Source organism: Paenibacillus oralis, from assembly GCF_003863965.1.
Taxonomy (GTDB): Bacteria; Bacillota; Bacilli; order Paenibacillales; family Paenibacillaceae; genus Fontibacillus; species Fontibacillus oralis.
The window spans coordinates 437,986-455,604 of the sequence record NZ_RRCN01000002.1; the positions used below are offsets into that span (position 1 = coordinate 437,986).

At 41.8% G+C, this 17,619-nt stretch carries 25 protein-coding genes and 1 pseudogene; 14 read left to right on the top strand and 12 right to left on the bottom strand.

Annotated features, from left to right (window positions below):
• Window positions 1-395 precede the first annotated feature (395 nt).
• A complete protein-coding gene (locus tag EHV15_RS35780) occupies window positions 396-719 on the bottom strand; it encodes a hypothetical protein (protein WP_128636030.1) in 324 nt (107 codons plus the stop codon).
• Between the two features lie 78 nt (window positions 720-797).
• Window positions 798-1,253 carry a hypothetical protein gene (locus EHV15_RS35785; RefSeq protein ID WP_128636031.1) on the bottom strand — a complete coding sequence of 152 codons (456 nt, stop codon included), beginning with the start codon at window positions 1,251-1,253 and terminating at the stop codon, window positions 798-800.
• Window positions 1,254-1,560: 307 nt separating this feature from the next.
• Here EHV15_RS35785 and EHV15_RS35790 point away from each other — a divergent pair, with 307 nt between their 5' ends.
• Together EHV15_RS35790 and EHV15_RS35795 are read left to right on the top strand one after the other, a co-directional pair.
• Window positions 1,561-1,968 (top strand): hypothetical protein, encoded by a 408-nt coding sequence (locus EHV15_RS35790; protein ID WP_128636032.1) that lies wholly within the window; start codon window positions 1,561-1,563, stop codon window positions 1,966-1,968.
• A gap of 199 nt (window positions 1,969-2,167) precedes the next feature.
• Window positions 2,168-2,650: a hypothetical protein gene (locus tag EHV15_RS35795; protein ID WP_128636033.1), complete on the top strand. Its 483-nt coding sequence runs from the start codon at window positions 2,168-2,170 to the stop codon at window positions 2,648-2,650.
• 362 nt (window positions 2,651-3,012) lie between these two features.
• Here the strand turns inward: EHV15_RS35795 and EHV15_RS35800 are convergent, their stop codons facing one another.
• The 6 genes from EHV15_RS35800 to EHV15_RS35815 all read right to left on the bottom strand — a co-directional run bounded on the left by EHV15_RS35800 (window position 3,013) and on the right by EHV15_RS35815 (window position 5,903).
• The gene (locus tag EHV15_RS35800) at window positions 3,013-3,420 is read right to left on the bottom strand and encodes a hypothetical protein (RefSeq protein ID WP_128636034.1); all 408 of its coding nucleotides are present in this window, start codon (window positions 3,418-3,420) and stop codon (window positions 3,013-3,015) included.
• A gap of 247 nt (window positions 3,421-3,667) precedes the next feature.
• A complete protein-coding gene (locus EHV15_RS36895; protein ID WP_178076129.1) occupies window positions 3,668-3,829 on the bottom strand; it encodes a hypothetical protein in 162 nt (53 codons plus the stop codon).
• A 12-nt stretch (window positions 3,830-3,841) separates the two neighbouring features.
• Window positions 3,842-4,036 (bottom strand): hypothetical protein, encoded by a 195-nt coding sequence (locus EHV15_RS35805; protein WP_128636035.1) that lies wholly within the window; start codon window positions 4,034-4,036, stop codon window positions 3,842-3,844.
• A 232-nt stretch (window positions 4,037-4,268) separates the two neighbouring features.
• Window positions 4,269-4,871, bottom strand: a complete 603-nt coding sequence (locus EHV15_RS35810) for a hypothetical protein (protein ID WP_128636036.1) — start codon at window positions 4,869-4,871, stop codon at window positions 4,269-4,271.
• A gap of 48 nt (window positions 4,872-4,919) precedes the next feature.
• On the bottom strand, window positions 4,920-5,081 hold the full coding sequence (locus EHV15_RS36900) for a hypothetical protein (protein ID WP_178076130.1): 162 nt from the start codon (window positions 5,079-5,081) through the stop codon (window positions 4,920-4,922).
• A gap of 399 nt (window positions 5,082-5,480) precedes the next feature.
• Window positions 5,481-5,903: a hypothetical protein gene (locus EHV15_RS35815; RefSeq protein WP_128636037.1), complete on the bottom strand. Its 423-nt coding sequence runs from the start codon at window positions 5,901-5,903 to the stop codon at window positions 5,481-5,483.
• A 420-nt stretch (window positions 5,904-6,323) separates the two neighbouring features.
• Between EHV15_RS35815 and EHV15_RS35820 the strand changes: the two genes are divergently transcribed.
• The 11 genes and pseudogenes from EHV15_RS35820 to EHV15_RS35865 all read left to right on the top strand — a co-directional run bounded on the left by EHV15_RS35820 (window position 6,324) and on the right by EHV15_RS35865 (window position 13,742).
• Complete coding sequence (locus EHV15_RS35820; RefSeq protein WP_128636038.1) at window positions 6,324-6,827, top strand: hypothetical protein; 504 nt, start codon at window positions 6,324-6,326, stop codon at window positions 6,825-6,827.
• Window positions 6,828-7,784: 957 nt separating this feature from the next.
• Entirely contained in the window at window positions 7,785-8,432 is a 648-nt protein-coding gene (locus EHV15_RS35825) for a hypothetical protein (protein ID WP_128636039.1), read from the top strand.
• Window positions 8,433-8,483: 51 nt separating this feature from the next.
• The gene (locus tag EHV15_RS35830) at window positions 8,484-8,870 is read left to right on the top strand and encodes a hypothetical protein (RefSeq protein WP_128636040.1); all 387 of its coding nucleotides are present in this window, start codon (window positions 8,484-8,486) and stop codon (window positions 8,868-8,870) included.
• Entirely contained in the window at window positions 8,867-9,070 is a 204-nt protein-coding gene (locus tag EHV15_RS35835; RefSeq protein ID WP_128636041.1) for a hypothetical protein, read from the top strand. Before EHV15_RS35830 ends, EHV15_RS35835 begins: the two co-directional genes overlap by 4 nt.
• Before the next feature lie 91 nt (window positions 9,071-9,161).
• Window positions 9,162-9,797 (top strand): hypothetical protein, encoded by a 636-nt coding sequence (locus tag EHV15_RS35840; RefSeq protein ID WP_128636042.1) that lies wholly within the window; start codon window positions 9,162-9,164, stop codon window positions 9,795-9,797.
• 192 nt (window positions 9,798-9,989) lie between these two features.
• Window positions 9,990-10,319 carry a hypothetical protein gene (locus EHV15_RS35845; protein WP_128636043.1) on the top strand — a complete coding sequence of 110 codons (330 nt, stop codon included), beginning with the start codon at window positions 9,990-9,992 and terminating at the stop codon, window positions 10,317-10,319.
• Window positions 10,320-10,392: 73 nt separating this feature from the next.
• The gene (locus EHV15_RS35850; RefSeq protein ID WP_128636044.1) at window positions 10,393-10,653 is read left to right on the top strand and encodes a helix-turn-helix domain-containing protein; all 261 of its coding nucleotides are present in this window, start codon (window positions 10,393-10,395) and stop codon (window positions 10,651-10,653) included.
• Window positions 10,654-11,351: 698 nt separating this feature from the next.
• Complete coding sequence (locus tag EHV15_RS35855; protein WP_128636045.1) at window positions 11,352-11,654, top strand: hypothetical protein; 303 nt, start codon at window positions 11,352-11,354, stop codon at window positions 11,652-11,654.
• Window positions 11,655-11,690: 36 nt separating this feature from the next.
• Window positions 11,691-12,263 carry a hypothetical protein gene (locus EHV15_RS35860; protein ID WP_128636046.1) on the top strand — a complete coding sequence of 191 codons (573 nt, stop codon included), beginning with the start codon at window positions 11,691-11,693 and terminating at the stop codon, window positions 12,261-12,263.
• A 151-nt stretch (window positions 12,264-12,414) separates the two neighbouring features.
• A pseudogene (locus tag EHV15_RS36905) lies at window positions 12,415-12,627 on the top strand (hypothetical protein); the annotation flags it as partial.
• A 68-nt stretch (window positions 12,628-12,695) separates the two neighbouring features.
• Window positions 12,696-13,742 (top strand): hypothetical protein, encoded by a 1,047-nt coding sequence (locus EHV15_RS35865; RefSeq protein ID WP_128636047.1) that lies wholly within the window; start codon window positions 12,696-12,698, stop codon window positions 13,740-13,742.
• A gap of 378 nt (window positions 13,743-14,120) precedes the next feature.
• On the opposite strand, the gene EHV15_RS35870 is transcribed toward EHV15_RS35865, so the two are convergent.
• The gene (locus tag EHV15_RS35870) at window positions 14,121-15,170 is read right to left on the bottom strand and encodes a PDZ domain-containing protein (protein WP_128636048.1); all 1,050 of its coding nucleotides are present in this window, start codon (window positions 15,168-15,170) and stop codon (window positions 14,121-14,123) included.
• Between the two features lie 98 nt (window positions 15,171-15,268).
• On the opposite strand from EHV15_RS35870, the gene EHV15_RS35875 reads away from it, so the two are divergent.
• Entirely contained in the window at window positions 15,269-15,727 is a 459-nt protein-coding gene (locus EHV15_RS35875) for a hypothetical protein (protein WP_128636049.1), read from the top strand.
• A 136-nt stretch (window positions 15,728-15,863) separates the two neighbouring features.
• On the opposite strand, the gene EHV15_RS35880 is transcribed toward EHV15_RS35875, so the two are convergent.
• From EHV15_RS35880 to EHV15_RS35890, 3 genes are all read right to left on the bottom strand, one after another.
• On the bottom strand, window positions 15,864-16,055 hold the full coding sequence (locus tag EHV15_RS35880; RefSeq protein WP_128636050.1) for a hypothetical protein: 192 nt from the start codon (window positions 16,053-16,055) through the stop codon (window positions 15,864-15,866).
• Between the two features lie 148 nt (window positions 16,056-16,203).
• Complete coding sequence (locus tag EHV15_RS35885) at window positions 16,204-17,022, bottom strand: BtpA/SgcQ family protein (protein WP_128636051.1); 819 nt, start codon at window positions 17,020-17,022, stop codon at window positions 16,204-16,206.
• Window positions 17,023-17,257: 235 nt separating this feature from the next.
• The gene (locus tag EHV15_RS35890) at window positions 17,258-17,548 is read right to left on the bottom strand and encodes a hypothetical protein (protein ID WP_128636052.1); all 291 of its coding nucleotides are present in this window, start codon (window positions 17,546-17,548) and stop codon (window positions 17,258-17,260) included.
• Window positions 17,549-17,619: the final 71 nt, after the last annotated feature.

Here is a 17,619-nt window from a genome sequence, read left to right on the forward strand (position 1 = left end):
TCGACTCCATTTTGGCCGTCGAACCTCGTAACCTTTCTAGCCTTATATTTATCCCCGGACTTTCCGTTGTGGTAAGTAGTTTTGACTTTAATTTGCATGCTGATCACTCCGTTCTTCAATTTGGTTAGGGAATAATTTTTCTGTCTTCTTCTCTAAATAAAGCGAGATTTTTCCCATGACTTTGCCGCGGATAACGCCCGTCAAAGCCCTATCCTTTTAACCGAGGGGTGCAGTTTATGACTTGCGCGAACTTTTGGATATTCTCTCAGTACATTGGCCCATAAATAGAAGACTTTAATGCTTCAATCAGGGCAAGGTTTGTAGCGCTCATTGTTGCTGATGTAGGTAAGTGTTAGACCGAAAAATTAAGTTGTAGACTCTGAGAAAAATAAATATTAGACTATCTGTAGTTTTTTGACTGCAGCTTGAAAGGCTTCTTCGTATAGATCAATGAGTTTCGCAATTACAACTGTGAATACATCCTGATTTCCATATTTCTCTTCAATATCACTCAACTCTGAAGCAGATGGTGAGAAGTATTCGTACATTTGAACAATATCTGATTCATGAATGCCTTTAAAATGAATCTCTGGAGCCTCAATTACTTCTAAGTACCAGGTATCTTCATCTTTAAGCTGTTCAAAAGAATATCTTTTTAAGAGACTGTTTCGAACTGCAGTTACATGTCCCCTTAAGATCCAGGGCATTTGTTCCCGCATAATTTCACCCTCCAGTCTAATACTTATTTTTGGTAAGCTAACGTTTTAATTAAGGAAAAAGCTTTTAGATCAATGGTGTTAGTTTACAACTTTATTTTCTTTAGACAGCTGATTTCTCAACTGCGGGAACAGCACAGAAATAGGCTTGTTAAGAACAATTTCGATTTGTTTCCACAAAGATGGTTGGGGGACCCGACCCTCAAAGATCCACCCTTGAACAGTTCGGGAAGAACGGTTCATCAAATTTGCAAAGAGTTTCAATTGGTCAGGGGCACTAAAGGAAATTCCTATATTTGAAAGAGCATTCATGAGCTCATTATTTCCGGATTCGAGATCCCAGATATCAAGCCTTCTAGGGTCTCGAGTAGCTTTTTTAATTCCTTTTTTGAATCTGATTTGCCGTTTCCGAGATTTGTCTCGACATGAACTACAAAGATAAAACTTGCCGCTGTGGTTTTTACAATTAGAACATTCACCTCGAGCACGACGTTCACGACGGAGATGCTTCATGTTTACTCCTGCATTTTTGTCCATTATTTGTTCCAACTCCTTACATTCAATTATATCAACGTTATATGAAATTTCCGATATTAACAGGGAATATAATTTTTCAGAGTTCAGTTTATAATGGAATTTATGAGAATCAAATGATATTATGTAAATATATCTTATTGATTTAAGCTTTTTTCAACTCTCCTGGCAGGCGCACGGGAGCTTTCTAATGAAAATGCACGTAACAAGTGATCAAGCGAATCCCACCTTTGGTGCGTCTATTGATCCTTTGTTAGGTGCATTTTTTGCGCCCAGGAAAATTACACAATAATAAAGGAGTGAATTAACAATGATAAAACAAAATTTGCAGATTTTCGAAATGCTTGATTCGTTGGAGCTGGAATGTGATGGTCTTTCTAGAGTTATCAGTAGCCTTCTTTCATCTGCCGGTGTTTCGCATAGGCTTTTTATTGGGAGCGTCACAACGATTGGGAATAAAGGGATGTGTCCACACCTTTGGATTGAAGTGGACGATTATGTTATTGATTATCGCCTCCGAATGTGGTTGGGTCACGATCCTTCTATTCCACACGGGGTTTTCAAAAAATCAGAGTTCAGTCATATTACATACTCAGGATCTGTCAGAGATTCCTATGGTGATCGAGATCTAGTTGCTCAGATATTTTGTTCCATGGCTGGTATCAAATATGAAGATATAGCATTTAAGCTTAAAGAGTCACTTCAAGGGGCTGTTTAGCCAGACCCCTTCAATCTTTCTTTATGGATGCACGTAACAAGTGATTCAGGGGAATACACCTCATGGTGTTCATTGATCTCTTGTTAGGTGCATTCTTTTTTTGTGCCTACAACCCTATAACCCATTTAAAAAGGAGCGATCATAGTTGATCAAGACGAAGTGCTCTGTTCCGAGTGAATTCGGATAAGGATGCATGGCTATGCATTTGGCCAAAATAATATATTTGAAAAAAGGAGTAATTGACTTTATGGAGAAACATTGTTGGAAGATCGTTGAACATGAGCCCAGTATATTTGCTGATGCGTCCAAGAAATATGGTGTTCAATCTCCGGATAGAAATTTCCGAGAAAAGTATTTGACTCAGGAAGAAGCAGAGGCTTGGTGCGATAACGCTTTCGCTCAAGTCGGGGAAGATATCAAAAACTTGCTTCAAACGAAACTGGGGGAGCTTGTAAAAAAACATATCTCCGAGTTTGGCGAATATTATCGCGGTATTCTGCTGCTGGGAGGGGCCGATGTACTCGACCGGAAAGCTTACGATTTTACCACGGAACTCGATATGCTTCGATATGAATTACGCCGGTGCATTACTGTGATTGAATATGATTACATTTCAAGTCAAATTAAACCACTTGTCCTAATCCATGTGCTGAATTCCATAAAGGAAAATGGACATGCATAGGCCTGGGAACCGGACGACATCCAGGTAATACAAAAGCGGAGGAGCTCTTGTATGTGCTGTCCAAACGTCTCTTAATAGCTGTAATCACTAAACAAACCCGCTCAGAATAAAGGAGCGGGTTTGTTTAGTCGATCTCGAATTTAATTTCTAAAAATCTTCTGTTACTTCCCTGATGGAAGAATTTTATTAGTGCACATTTCTTTGTCAACGATGATTTTACTTCCTCAAAGTTAACATTGTACGCTGTGCAAATGCCAGTTAGATACCCCCTAGCAAAGTTCAACTCAGACGATTCCTCCCTGTGATAAACAATTGATCTTGAATAAGTCCCGGCATAATTATTTGCTGCTATGTTTATTCAATTAGAATGTTCTCCCGTAAACTTTTAAATGCAATTTGTCCCTGATGACGGCCATTCGCAGAGTTTCTTTGCGAATATGTTCCTGGAAGTTTTTCATTTCCTGGGTTGATTTACAATCAATTTCGAGGAGAAATTCCACATCCTCTCTCGGTAGAAACATGGAGGCAGGTGTAATAATCTCACAAGTGAAGAATGTGTGTTTGTCTTGGCTAGGATCGACGAGAAAACGCGTAAAGGTAGCCTGAAGCACCCCTAGTGCTATCATGGCTTCATACAACTTTTCAAGGGTTTTATACATTTTTGCCTTATGGTTCATGTACAGTTTAAATACAAATAGAAAAAAGATTACCGTGAAAAAAACGATATTTGCAAATGGAAAAAGGGATTCAAATGCTTCTTGACCTGCCATAGTATACTCCTTCCCTAAAAGTATCAGTTTTCTATCAGTATTTAACTTTACCTTCGAATATACTATTATTTGTTCTGACTACGTTACAGGCATTAGAAACAAATCCAAATTGACGAATACAACATCATCCCTTCAGAAACGTGGTATATCCATCGACATCACCTAATCAACATTAATCTTTCGGGTACATGTCCCCACAAACCAGGATTTTTCTCTTTCGTTTCAACCATCCTACGAACACCTCTTATCATTTTGATGCCTGACGGTCTTTTTCGATTAAGTTCAAGAGCTCAAGAATACATGCGTAGCACAGCGATACATTATCATTATCTGCTTTAATAGTCCGAACGTCTCCAACCCAACCGCAACCGCTGCATCGTCCTTTACCGCTTTCCAGTTTTACATTCACATATAACCCCCCTCAATAAGTACTAAGACTATGTATTGCTTTTGCGGCTTCTTCAAGTGCTTGTTCTCGACCCTTTTTAATCCCGTTTTCCACACCGGTTTCAAATGCTTCAGCTAACAACAAAATGATATGATTTTTAATTCCTGAGTCTTTGACCTCTAGTAGTTTGAATAATTTTTGGGCATTCGTATCAATAATGTCATTCACTATTTCATTCGCTCCTTATGTACGTTGGATATGTATCTATGAAGTCCCTTAAGTAAAAGACGTAAAAACATTTGAGCAAATATTATAAACCTGTAGCAGATGGTAACAGTCTACCATCCTACGGAGTTAAAATGCTCTTCCGTAGGACGAACTGATACACAGCCCTATACTCTAGAAAGGTACTGAGGACTCAAACTACCCTAGAATCCCTCGCCTCTAGGAGCGAGAAGTGTCATATGTCATTATCAAAATAAAACCGATCTTCTTCTCCGCACTTTTCTAGGCATCTGATCAAAGTAATCTTCTGGTATCCCCAATGGACCTCTCTTCTACCTAATTGATAGGCAGTTGTAACGATAGCAAGCCCTAAACCCCACTGAAAATATATGATGGACATTTGAAACTCTGGAATTATAACATAATAAGCTGAAATTAAAAAAAAGAAAAGGTAGGTAAACCATTGACCGAACTTGGCTAGCTTTCTGAACCGATTTTCCTTTTGCACAGCATCCGCATGGAGTTGAACAAGATCAGTTCTAAGATATCCATCGTAAGCTGCTTGCCTTGCTTTTGAATCATTAATGATTTCTGTTAGAATATCTTCATAATCATCAGCCTTAGACCAACCAAAATGCTTCCCCAGGATCACTTCCTTCACCTGAGTGCGGATCTTTTTCGGGATGAATAAGATGTTATAGACTATAATATTTCCGACTGATAGGAGGAGGAAAATTGGTGTTCCAATGGCCAGGGAGGACACGGATTGAGGTCGAAAAAAATACATAATAATCCCCTGGCCAATAAGGGCAGGAATCATATAGATAAACCATTTCAATAAAATTCTCATTAAAGACACTTCGCTTTCGGATGAGTAATGGACAACTTAATTGTGACGAAACCAATCGATAATGACATGACTAGGGTCAATAGTTTCAAGGGAAATATAAAAGGTTCCTGTTGGTTGTATGGGTTTCCCATCCTCAGATACAACATGAAATCCGGTATCTTTCAAAGATGCGAATTTTGTACCTTCTTTGACGAACATAAGTGACCCCCCCTTGACTACGAGGTTTTTCTTATTTCGAACGACTACGACGGCAGCATAAGGATGTGGGAGATCCATTTCAAATACCAAGTGTTTAGACGTAAGCGGGTGCATCAAGTTACCACCTTTATTAAAATTCGATTTCCTCTTCATTTTACCATGTCTTGTATATTTCGACGTTGTTGAATGAAGAAATAATGCTCCAACCCTAGTCGAAGAGCTTAAATCTTTTTAAGATTGAAACAGAGTATCGAAGTTGAATATAAATGGTCCTTACGAGTATGGTTTACTTACTGCATGATTCATCGCTTGTAGGATGCGAGTATTGTATCATAGCCGACAATCATACATATAATTTGATTAAATGAAGCCCGCCAGATAGAAGCGGGCTTTCCACATTTATGACTCGTATGTTTGGTTAACTGCCATAAACATCGCCTCTGCCCTGATTCCCCCCGGTGCCTGTGTCAATTTCAAAATAGCGGTCGGCGTTAACTTCCAATCTTCGATTTGCAGAAGCATGGTAAGTGCAGTCGTATATTTTTCCTGTACTTCTTCGTTTGAGTTGGTGAAGATCTTTTCCGCCTCAATAGCATCAGATGCGTTGTTCAGAGGGTCCCACGAACGAGAAGTTCCTTCTGGAGAACGAAAAATTATTTGACCGCCATAGATCGCAAACCATGGTCCCATATTTCCTGTCCGGCATCTTCGCAAATCCTCATGTTCCGAAACAACTTCCATTTTCATAACCGTTTCACATATCCACGACACTTTTTCAGTATCGGTATATGTTTCCCATAAAGCGGATGCATGTCTGTACATAATTTCACCCCCAATGCTTTTTGCTAAGGATAACAGAAGAGTTCTATTCTTGCATTTTTGAAGAAGGTAAAGTTTTCATCATCTTCTAGTCGTGTTATGATATAGTCATACCTTTAACATTTAACCAAACTTCCACTCTCCGGCATGAGCATAGAGAGCATTCTAAGCTAAAGACACCTGACAAGGTGATTAAGGAACAATTCACACTACCCGTGTGTTTCCTTGATCGTTTGTCAGGTGTATTTATTTTAGGCACCTACAACCCAATTATCCTAAGGGACAAGGAGCGAGCAGTATGGAAAAATTTATTTTACTCAGAAGAGAGCTTAGATCGGAGAATCAAGTATGGCATGATTTATTTGTTGCTATTGATCATTCTATGGACATTGAACAGCATTACGGGCGGCCGTAAGTGATTTTTTGTCCAGCGAAAAAGGTAAAACAGCTGCCGAAAATACTTGCTTTGATTTTAACTGGGGTGATGCTGTAACGATGGTTCCGGAAGAGATTTGGAATCGACATGGTATCTTCAGTGTGCAGGAAAAGCAGAGTTATACCGTCGTAGGCGAAATAAGCGAAATCACCGTAAACCAAGATGAGGTTCTCTATTCTGAAATGGAGCCCGAATCAGATGAAGTTGTTTACCGCTGCAAAAACGGCGGTGAATATTCGAAGGCCAAATTCAAAACGGAGATCCTTACCTGGATGGACAAAACGCCTCTGTTCATCAATATGTCGGAGGAAGAAAAAAGCCAAGCCATGAAAGTCGTTTATCCATTTGTTTTGCACCGGCTAACATGGGAATGCCCTTCGACACTTCTTCAGGATTTGGATGAAGAGAGCCTGGCAGAGTTCATGTCGCTTATTCTAAAGGCAGGTGCCGAATCAATGTCTAAGGATGTGTCATTTCATTCCTTGCATTAAAAGGCTACAATCGCGATGATTTGGAAGGAGATAAGGACTTCTTCTGGGAAATCGTGAGAGAGTTCTTTGATTATGACGATAAGAATGAAACATTCTCGCCAGTTAAATAACTTATGTATTCGGATTTTTGTCTTAGTAGTAAATAATTGAGTTCTATTTAGAAAGGAAATTCTACGTTGAGAATTCATGAAAGCGGGCTGTGGGATTCGACATTCAACAAAAACATAGCTTACGTGAATAACTTAGAGTTGCTTCATGAGTTTTGATAAAATATGAAAAAAACGAGGTTTCGGTTTTTACTGGTTCCTCATTTTTTTTCTTGGTAGACACCTTAACATGTCTACCCATATGGTTTATATAGTGGTAGGGGAGGGAAGTTATTCTTCAACCATCTGACCTTCTACCACCAAGGGAATGGCCTCAAAGAAAATTCACCTTGATGATGGAGTGAAATGTGCAGGGACCATCTCCTTTCATCTCCAGAAAGCGTATCCTTGAAGCCTCATAACTTTTCGCTACCTCTTCTTTGCCCAAGTATGCAGAACCACTTCTTTATTAACGTTCTTGTTCACCAAAATCAGCTCCTTTTTGTTTGTTGAATAAAAAAGACGGAAGCACGAGTGGCAAACCCCGATTAGGGATTTGTCAGAACTGTGCTTCCGTCTGCACGTATTTTTTATTTATTTGCTCGTATTATAACCTATTTTGGGTTTGTACCGTAAATCATAATATTTCCTTTCACCTTGAGTGGTGGTAAAATATATCCATACCTTATTTATCTTTTCTCGTACTCCAAGCAGGCGCATATGGAGCATTCTAAGTAAAATGCACTTCTCAAGTGATCAAGACGATTATTCATGTCTTTTTGGCATGTTAATTTGCTGATCTTTTGAGAGGTGCATTTTGTTTTGTGCCTATTAGTCAAATTATCATCATTTTACAAGGAGAGTGTTTATCTTGTTGGGAGTTACCATTAGTTATCATCAGCTTGAACAATTTTTAATTAAAGAACTTCATGTTGAGTGGGTTCACAAACCGTTTCTCGACCATCTGCATTTGAAGGCTTATCTTGACAAGGCACACCGTCAAGGCGAGATAGAACTCTTCGGCGAATCCTATTCCCCAAGTGATATTGAGGAACTGTCTAAAGAAAAGGAAGGTCGTATTTTTGAATTTAAGTTTTCCCCAGGTCCATGTGAAGGGTATATGCTGTTGCTTAAGATGGAGTCCGGGCAGATTTTCTACATAAAAACATTTGATCGGAATACTTTTGAATTATTTCTGAGCTGGGTAAACCAACTTGAAGCCTGTTACCGTGATAAACCTCGACGGAGAATTTACGAGCCTATCCCTGTGGGGAGTATCGTCTATGTGGTTGATAATAACCCAGCAGGTACGCAAATCATTCCCCATCGGGTAGAGCTTAGGGAACCAACCGAGGAAAGTTCGTATCCCCTTTGTTTGAAGGATGTAAATCCTGTAACTCACGGTGTGCATTACCTTGAGGACGGCTGGGAAAGATGGCCACATGTTTTTTTTCGCATAGAAGATGCTATTTCGTACTTGGAAGGTGAGGAGAAGCTGTCCGTTAACGTAAAGTCGTAACAATGGGGTTTTAAAGATACTTTGAAAATTACTAGACAAGGACGCGATATCATGGGAAGAAATTTTAAATTATTTCGAATCTACGTTTGGTTTAGTGCACAAGACAATAGTTGGGCCGCTGAGGGCAAATGGTGGAAAGAAAACGAGGATGGAGTCCGATATTTACAAGGTACGATTGGCCGGATATTTTTCATGGATCTAAATTTAAGTGATGCAATCGATGAAGTTCTCCAAGCTGCTGAAGATATGAACATTGTGGTTTGGGAAAATATTCGTTTGGATTATAGTGAAAAGTTTGAATTTTGGGATGAAGAGAGTTATGGAAAACCCAATCCATTCCCTAAACCTGAGAACTTTGAGGAACTAATACAATCAGAGCGTCAGAAAAGAAAATGGACAGATAGCGATCGTCGCGAAAAGGAGGATTTCATGTCATGACCAGAATAACGTATGCGAATTATGGGGATCTGGAACACATATATTCTGATATGTCAAAGGATGATTTTGTCGATCATTTCTGGACCATTTTCGGACAACCAGGTGTCCCGCGTAATACCGGTGGTATTCAAATTATCAGCATCGGTCCTGCAACCGATGAACGCGATACGGGCGGTTTCAGTACTGGGAAGGTTGCATAAAACATGAAGTGAAAAAGAAGCGGTCTCATTGAGTACCCGCTTCTTTTCATTTCCGATTTATGAGAAGATTAATTAGAAAGAGGGTTGCTAGATGATTTGGAGTAAAGCTACCTACGACGGGTTCATACCCCCTTTGTATTTAAACACCTTTTCTGGAAATAGAGAAGGGGTTATTGTAGAGGGAAACCGGATCAACATCGATAAAGAACATTATCTAAAATATGATGGGAAAGACGTGTGTCTTCCGACTGGTACCCCTGTAATGGTGAAGCTTAATCGTTGGTTCTGGTTCATGAGTAAAGACGATTTCGATAAGCTGCAATTGCAAAAAGAGGAAGAACGCCAAAGGCAAGAAGAGGATTACCGGTTAAAGTCGATTACCCGCCGTGAGGAGGCCGAACAATTCAACTCCGAATTCAACTTTCCATTTGAGTGGGAGATTGGAGTAAAGGCAGTTTTGTCCGGATTAACCGAACGGTCGATGGGAAACGGTCTTTATCAGAACACCGTACATCACATTTACCTCAAGAACTCTGTTAACATAGACCGAGTCAAGAGAAATGCCGGCGATTTTTTATGTACCTCCAAAGGAGGAAACAATGGACATTTCGCTGAATTACGTACTGAGGAGTATTTTCAGGATGCTGAAGGTGCGATTTATAAGCCAAAGATCACCTGCAAGTCGTGTCTCAAGATAGCCGAGCGCTGGCGTGCTCACGAGATTTAAAACAATGGAGGTAATTAAGGAGAATGACAAATAGATCGTTTCGCTTTCACGAACTTGATTGTGAGCGGGAAGAGGTCCAGTCAAAATTATATTCTTTAGAAAAAAAGCTTAATCTTCAGAGATCCAGATTATTGGACCCGTTATATTTTGAAGATCGTCTGTCGTGAACTCGAGATCCAAATAGCAGACTCTATGCGAACGATTGCTGAAATTGAATCCAAGCAGAAGGATCAGTATGTTGTCCTCAATAACAAAGAGGAGAACGGTATAACTTGGGCAGCGCTTCCGAAAGAAGCAAAATCTATTTTAGAGTGGACTGAGCATGTTTATACGGGTCAAAGGCAGATTCTCGTAATCGAAAGAAGAGAACCTTTCACGCGATTCGGACTAAACATTCCCGTGACAGATTATTTGTTTGAGGAGATACTGGCATACATCGCCGCATCAAATTATTATTCATATGATATAAATGGGGATGCAGTCAAAGTCGTGTTGAAGAAAAAGACTGAGATGGCATGCTAAAGGATGAAGAGTGGGAGATCCCAGCCCCTCTCCGTTCTTTGGGTAATAATTACTTGAAAAGCGAGGAATGGTCGTGAACGAAAAACAGCTGAAGGTATTATCCTTCCTCGGGACAAGCCCGGAGAAGTTTTTCCGTCCTACAATCATCGCACTTCGATCTTATCCTGAAAAAGGAACAAGTTGGGGATACGATCGCGGCAGCGGGTTTATTTCACCGGTTTGTAAAAAACTCGTTGAAGCAGGGTACGTTGAACGCAGAGACCCTGGAGAGTACCGAATCACTCTGAGCGGTGTTAAGGCGTTAGTTACCGCATTGGAACCTCCGAAATCATAAGCTTTACCATGGAGCAGGCTAGTGTCTGCTCCTATTTACTTTGTATAATTAAACACGAACCTTGGTACCCGCTCCCCTTATCGGGTAATCAAGAGGGGAGGGGTGATCATGAATATATCTTCGAGTTGAAGGGTATCTTGTATAAGGATAGAATCGGATTTTTCTTAAAGGAAATGTCGGTCGATACGGAAGAGGATAGTCTCATTGAAATCCGAATAGGGGGTACGGTGACGAAGATAAAGCTACATGAGGTAACGGATATTTCTATCAATTACGATAGTGGATCAGCCCTGGTTTATTGCAAAAAAGATTCCATAGATAGATGCAGTCCCTTCTGACGGAAATTCTATTAGGTGGACCGAATAATAATGCAAATGGAGCTTAAAGTTTTCATTGCGAATGAATCATGATAATATATGATCATACCTTACGATTTTCTTTCCCTTTCTCTCTGGCAGGCGCAAGAGAGTATTCTAAAGTTGATTTTTAAGCACTCTTTTGAGTGATCAATTCAGATTCACACTACCCGTGTGTTTTATTGATCTCTCCGGAGTGCTTTTATTTTTTTATGAGCTCCAAAATACGTTTCTCCGGGCCTTTAATCAAAATCCTCACTCTGCGCAAGCGATGATTAAAAGCTGGGAGAAGCGTGTTTTGCGCTTCTACAACCCAAATTTCACTTGTAAAGGAGAATGCGAATGAATGCTTTTCCAGAGCAAATTTTTACGCCGGATGCTCGTAACACTGACGAGTACGAAACCCAGATTCATCGGTACCTTAAACATTGGTTCCCCGATGATGAGATGGAAAGAGATGCAGAGAAAGTAATCCATGAAATTTTGGAAAAGGTCGAAGAAGGTCGTCTGAAGGTGTCCGACGTGGAGGATTTTATCAAAGGCCATTATCCTGCGCATGATCAAGTTGGATATACGGTCGACTGGCAAATCCTCAATCTCTGGGAGTCGATTCTTATGGAATGCGACATTGAGTGCGGTATTTAGGTTCAGACATTTTATCCAACGAGGGAGCGTGTAAATATGATTCATGTGGTTGCTTGGATGACTTCCGCCGAGGAGGGCATCAAACCGTACCAGTTGCACAGAATGTTGGGTTTTCTACCCCAGGAAAGCGAGCTTTCCGGCATTGTTGAAATCTCAGCCAACAACAGTACGGCTCATGTGTTCTTTAATCTATGTGCCTTGGAGGATCTAGCGATGAACTTTGAAGCTGCAAAAGCGGAGGTCATCGAGCGTCTTACTCCAGTTCTGGAGGATTGGAATAACGAAAGTCCGGATTGTTTCTACACAACCGAAGGGCAACTTCAAATCTTTATGGGCTGTGACCAGGCTACATACCACGGAAATGGATTGTATACCGCCGTGCTGCCTGATGTCAAAGAGCCTATCCGTACCTATCGGGCATTACGGGACCGCTTGAATTGTTTGACCGATGAACAGCTTGATTGCGGTCTTCAGAAGCATGAAGAGGACAATGATGAATTCTATCCGATCGAAATGCTGCTGAAGGTGTCCCCTGAAGATGTTGTCTTGGATCAAGGTCATCCATTCATCTCTTATTCTTATCGAAATGATGGTGAGAACAATGGCTAACCACTGCCAAAACATCCTTACCATTTCCGGCGATAACCTAGCACCTTTTATCAAAATGATGAAGGCTGCAGAAGCAGGAACGATAGGATACGACAAACCGTTTCGTCTTTCGGAGAGCGAACATGAAGCTTCCTTCTAATACGTCACAGCATGGAAACCTAACCTGGAGTGGGTAAAGGAACAAAGCGTGCTGACGAGCGGCTCTACATTCGCATTGTCTTATCTTGAAGATATGTGTTTCCAATGCGGCCAAGTGGTGTACAAAAACGGTGCCATCGAGCGGCAGAAGGAATGGACGAAAAAAAACGACGAATCGATATCATTTATCAAAGAAGCTTTCGGATGGGTTAACTATTCCGCCTAAATTACGAAGTAAACGGCTGCTCGACTGAGACGGCCGTTTACTATTCTAATGTGCCTGGAGGGGTAAACATGAGCCAATTTATAGCTGATAATTTTATTTCACATCTTAAGGATGTTGTACCGTTTGAAGGAGCCAAGATCAACGAGGAAGGCTTGCTTAAAGGCCAATTTAATGGCGAGACAGCAGGTATGTGTGATCCGGACTCCTTTATGGATATTCTCCTAAATGATTTTCCACAAGTCGTCGTTACGGTTCATAAAGGCGAAGACCTGAAATGGAGAATCACTGGCGGAAGTGTTGGTGTTGGGGAAGACAAGCTTAGTCCTTTCGACAATGAGGCGATCGCCGGCTACATTCTCTCGCTGCTAGGTTATGAAATTCCCGTAAGCTCAACGTTTGTACGAAATGTCGATCGAGAGCCGGGATCTGGAGCTGATGGGTCTTACTTCATTCCTAGCGTCGATAAAACTGAGGGCGTTCTGATCCTCCCCAATACGCATCGTCAGGTCGTTCTGGAACGCCTTGAACATGATGCTGACGAGCAGGTTGTGATAGGAAGTAACGACCTCGATGACACATCGGAGATTGTTGGATCGTATTTGGCTAAAAAGGGTACGGATATCGATCCGGAAATCACGGTTGGAATTTTGGCAGTAAGTGATGGCGGCACACCTTATCGAATCGATAAGATCCTTGTGCCAAACCTTAAAATCGAGTTCGAGGTGGAGATGCTTTACTGCATGAATTGGGAGGCTCGTATCTCCAGCGTGACGGACCTGTCTCTCAATCAAGAGACCTCCTCAAGCACCATGGATAACCAGAAGAAAAAAGAAATTGTCGATATGATCAACAAGGAGCTGTGCGACCGGGGAAGCGTAATCCGAATTCGTGGGCAACAATCTGATGGGGATGTCTACGTAATCGGATTGATGCGTGATTCTTTCATTGTTGACGAAGTAGCACTTCCACTGCGCCCTAATCTCATGGAGTTCATTTCGAACGTTTATGCAGCTGAAGGGCTCCAAATTTCCTTCAATAATACATTCAGTCGATATTGGATTACCGGGCCGGCTGGGACAGAGGTCGACGGAGGTAACGATGAATCAGTATTTTAAAGCAGTGGGGAGCTTTCTGAGAGGGAGCATCTCGCGACAGTAGGCATCACAGCCATTCTCGCTTCAATCCAAGGTAAGTGAGTGGAAAGTAAATTTCAATGAAGTAGAAGCGGGCCTTTCGGGGACCCGCTTCTTTTTGCATAGCCTAATTTTAAGTGGGATATGCCACATAAGGTGCATCTGCTACCCAATCCACCGATCCCGCCGCCGTACTACTACTTATTTCCGATGGCTTTGCCGCCACACAGAGGGCAAGTAAACTCTACCCTTTCGATCTCTAACCAGGCCTGTTTGAATGCTTCATTTTCGGCTTTCTTCTGTGGCATCCCCTCGTTATTAATTTAACCGAGTTGCAAGAGTCATATCTCCTAAGAGCTTTTAGTTTGTGAGATAAGAAATGGCCTCGTTTAGATTTCTAACCCCAACGAGCTCGATATTATGGATGTTGTACTTCTTAACTGCAGTTGTTACCTGGTCTTCCTGAAATTTAGGGTAGAAAAAGAGATCTGCATTTTCTCTGCTTGCGGTTAGCACCTTCAGGTCCAAATTGCCTATAGGTTGAATGTCTCCGCCTCTTGATATTGCACCGGTACCGGCTATTTTTCTCCCCTTAGAGAAATCTATATTAGGCTCCAGTTGTTGGATTAGGCCTAAAGCTAAGATGAAGCCGCCTGATTCTCCTGAATAGCTATCGTCAAGACTTACAACATCATCTTCAGAGAGTCCGTCAAAGGTAAATCGGTTTTTCATGTACACTCCTAAAGTTGCCTTGCCACGCATATCCAATTCCTTGATCGTAACCGGAACTTCCTGTTTATGCTGATTCCTGATAACCTTTACAATCACGGTATCTCCAACTTTTTTATCTTTAAGGAGCAGATTGATATCATCGGCAGAGTCGATTTCCGCACCATTTAGGGCTACTACTTCATCTCCAACCTGTAAATCTCGTCCGGTTTTAAATTTCTCAGGATGAAAGATTACAATTGGTTTTGATATTTGTTCAGGCCAATCGATGTTCTCATGAACCATTGCTGCCTTGATAATGTCGTGTTTCATATAGGGAATAAGTGCTTTACCAAGTGCATTCAAATCCCGCTCTGTAAAATCACCATTAGCTGCTGAAGCATAGGACTGTAATACAGCACGTTTTTCGAACCCTTCAATCCCTAAAGTGAATTTCTCCCAACGGGAATTGACTTCCGTCTCTTTTACATAGGTCATATATAAGTTCGTTGTTATGTGTCTGCTTTCCTTTCGTATTGGCTTAGCGTCTATAAGAGGGTCAATCGATACGATGTTCCCAGGCGCAGTCCACAACTCGGGTATTCGAAGTGGCCTTACTAAATACCAAAGGAAAATTAGGATGATGATTGCACAAATATTGAATACGGCCATTTGCTTCACCGATGGTTTTCTTATTTTCAAACGATCACCTCGCACTAAAACTAAATCTTCAATAACTATCCAACCGTTCGCACGCGAGGTGCAGCTGATAGTACCTTTTATAAGTTTATTATTGTTTCATGTTCAGTTTCAATATTTCAACACCCCTGTATTCAATTCCTTCCCTACATACTAGGAATGGCCGGCAGCTAAGAGCTGAGCTGTCCTTTTTCTTTTTATCAATCATGATGATCGAAAAACTCTCCGATCTTTCTGTTCTCTTAAGGGTTGCCAAGAAACTCAAGGAGAAACAGAATGCGATTACCGGAGTTTTTGGTGTTGAGACTGAATTTCTGGGAAGCGAAATCGGTGCACTCGAATGTGAATTCTGCAGAAGCGTTGGTTTGGAGCGGGATATGGGGAGTTCTCAAGATAATTTATTCTGGAACTTCTATATGGGGTCCTTGTCAGGTGAGGCTTTATTGGAAATTATGCTTGAGGATGTTGCCATCTTTAAGCGTTACAGCAACAAAGAAATTGACTTGGAAGACATGTATGAAGCAAAACGGGGCCTTCGGTCCAAACATGGTATCGATTAGAAAATGAACATATTCATCTGTGAACTTTTAAAAAATTGGAGGGACATAAAGATGTCCCTCTACCTAAGCAATTAACCTTTACAACGGTTATGATATAATATTGCCTAACCGGTACAAATTCAACTCTTCTTATTTCCTATTTCTCCGGAATGCCTCCGTTGCGGGTGATTTTCAGAAATCCGTCCGACAGAATTTTGTGTACCATGAACGAGAACTCGTCCATATGCGCGGAAATCATGATCCTTGGCGCATCCGGTCTAAGCGGGGCAATCCGGCCCATAACGCTGCCCAGGCGATAGACACTGACTTCCTCCGCAAAACTCTGCATATAGTTGCTCAATTATATGATCAATGGCACCTCATTGCCGCTCGGCGCTCCGATCGACGTCAGTTCCTCCAGCAGCTTTAATGTTTCTTCCATGACTATTTACAGTCCTATTATTAGAGGTCGCAATATTAGTACATACGCTGCCGCGTCAACCCTTCAGCCCCAAACGAAACTCCTTGATCCGGTCCATCAGCGAACTCACTTTCGACACATCCGCCTTGTTTTCGGACTTTCCATCAACCTTAAAAGCCGTTTCCATCACCACGCCGTCCGCGATGGACAACTGTTCCCGGAAATTGGCGGCGTTGACGCCGGTATTCGCCAGTACCACCGTGCCGGGCACCGCTTCCTTCATGAAACGCAGCAACTGCGGGTCCGTCGGAGCCCCGGCGGTTAGCCCGGAGATGCACAAAGCATCCGGTTTGCCGACAAACACGGTGGATACGGCAATTTCGCGAATATCGCGCACGGCCATATACTTGGCTGATTCCGGCACGATGTTGAACAGCAGCTTCACATTGTCCGCGCCGACGGCCTGCCGGTGTCTGACGGTTTCGCCGACATTGGTGTTCCACAAGCCGAAATCACTGCCATACACCCCAGTAAAAAACCCCCGCACGAACTGCGCTCCCGTCGCCGCCGCCAGGTCGATCGACTTTTTGGCATCCCACAGCACGTTGACGCCGTACGGAATTTTAATTTCGCTTTTCAGTTCCCCGATAATGCGGGCCATGGCCGCAACGGTCTCGGTTCTTACATCCGTCAAATACGGAAGGCTGAACTCGTTGGAGAACATCACCGCGTCCACTCCGCCATCCTGCAGGGTGCGCAGTTCCTGCCTGGCCATTTCCACAACGTAGTCCATGCCTTTGGCCTTGTCGTAATACGGGTCGCCCGGCATGGCCTGCAAATGGCACATGGCAATGACCGCCTTATTTGTACCCGTCAACTCTTGTAACCAATTCATCAACAAATCCCTCCATTGTAAAATACGTATTTCGCTAACCGAGGTCCGGAAACTAGTTCATACCCTTTCATGAGTATCACACCTCCTCGCCTAGTCGGATTAATAAGCCAAGGTAAAGTACAGCAACAACCAAAGTAATGGATGCAAGTTACAACCTTTTATTAGTTCACTATATTTCAATACTTTCCTAGATATTGAGCATAACAAATTGAAAAATGAACTTCCTTATGACAACTTATGTAGCCTTACGAAGAACGCTAGTGTTATGACCACTTGTTGAAAAACCTGCTACGATATTTCCAACAACGATAATTCTCCCAAGCTCATCGTATTCAAATTCGTAATGTTCTAAACATTGGGGACAGCGCAACATTTCATACAGTACATACTTATCGTCTTCGGATTGCCTCATTCTCCGATCAAACAGCTTTCCGTTTGGACCAATCCTCCATTGCTCACGATAAAAAAATTCCTGAGTAAATATAAGGTCGGTTCCGCAATTACATATTGGTTTGATATACGCCATTTCAATACACCGCCTTATTCATATTGTAACATCATATACTTACTTAGAAATTATATAACAGCAGCCTTCTT

Excerpts from the sequence above, each read along its gene's own strand:
- EHV15_RS35885 (WP_128636051.1), bottom strand. The coding sequence starts at position 17,022 with ATGAATTGGTTACAAGAGTTGACGGGTACAAATAAGGCGGTCATTGCC.
- EHV15_RS35815 (WP_128636037.1), bottom strand. The coding sequence starts at position 5,903 with ATGTACAGACATGCATCCGCTTTATGGGAAACATATACCGATACTGAA.
- EHV15_RS35830 (WP_128636040.1), top strand. The coding sequence starts at position 8,484 with ATGGGAAGAAATTTTAAATTATTTCGAATCTACGTTTGGTTTAGTGCA.
- EHV15_RS35860 (WP_128636046.1), top strand. The coding sequence starts at position 11,691 with ATGATTCATGTGGTTGCTTGGATGACTTCCGCCGAGGAGGGCATCAAA.
- EHV15_RS35875 (WP_128636049.1), top strand. The coding sequence starts at position 15,269 with ATGTTCAGTTTCAATATTTCAACACCCCTGTATTCAATTCCTTCCCTA.
- EHV15_RS35880 (WP_128636050.1), bottom strand. The coding sequence starts at position 16,055 with ATGCAGAGTTTTGCGGAGGAAGTCAGTGTCTATCGCCTGGGCAGCGTT.
- EHV15_RS35890 (WP_128636052.1), bottom strand. The coding sequence starts at position 17,548 with ATGGCGTATATCAAACCAATATGTAATTGCGGAACCGACCTTATATTT.
- EHV15_RS35790 (WP_128636032.1), top strand. The coding sequence starts at position 1,561 with ATGATAAAACAAAATTTGCAGATTTTCGAAATGCTTGATTCGTTGGAG.
- EHV15_RS35840 (WP_128636042.1), top strand. The coding sequence starts at position 9,162 with ATGATTTGGAGTAAAGCTACCTACGACGGGTTCATACCCCCTTTGTAT.
- EHV15_RS35795 (WP_128636033.1), top strand. The coding sequence starts at position 2,168 with ATGCATTTGGCCAAAATAATATATTTGAAAAAAGGAGTAATTGACTTT.
- EHV15_RS35845 (WP_128636043.1), top strand. The coding sequence starts at position 9,990 with ATGCGAACGATTGCTGAAATTGAATCCAAGCAGAAGGATCAGTATGTT.
- EHV15_RS35785 (WP_128636031.1), bottom strand. The coding sequence starts at position 1,253 with ATGGACAAAAATGCAGGAGTAAACATGAAGCATCTCCGTCGTGAACGT.
- EHV15_RS35855 (WP_128636045.1), top strand. The coding sequence starts at position 11,352 with ATGAATGCTTTTCCAGAGCAAATTTTTACGCCGGATGCTCGTAACACT.
- EHV15_RS35800 (WP_128636034.1), bottom strand. The coding sequence starts at position 3,420 with ATGGCAGGTCAAGAAGCATTTGAATCCCTTTTTCCATTTGCAAATATC.
- EHV15_RS35835 (WP_128636041.1), top strand. The coding sequence starts at position 8,867 with ATGACCAGAATAACGTATGCGAATTATGGGGATCTGGAACACATATAT.
- EHV15_RS35780 (WP_128636030.1), bottom strand. The coding sequence starts at position 719 with ATGCGGGAACAAATGCCCTGGATCTTAAGGGGACATGTAACTGCAGTT.
- EHV15_RS35865 (WP_128636047.1), top strand. The coding sequence starts at position 12,696 with ATGAGCCAATTTATAGCTGATAATTTTATTTCACATCTTAAGGATGTT.
- EHV15_RS36900 (WP_178076130.1), bottom strand. The coding sequence starts at position 5,081 with ATGTTCGTCAAAGAAGGTACAAAATTCGCATCTTTGAAAGATACCGGA.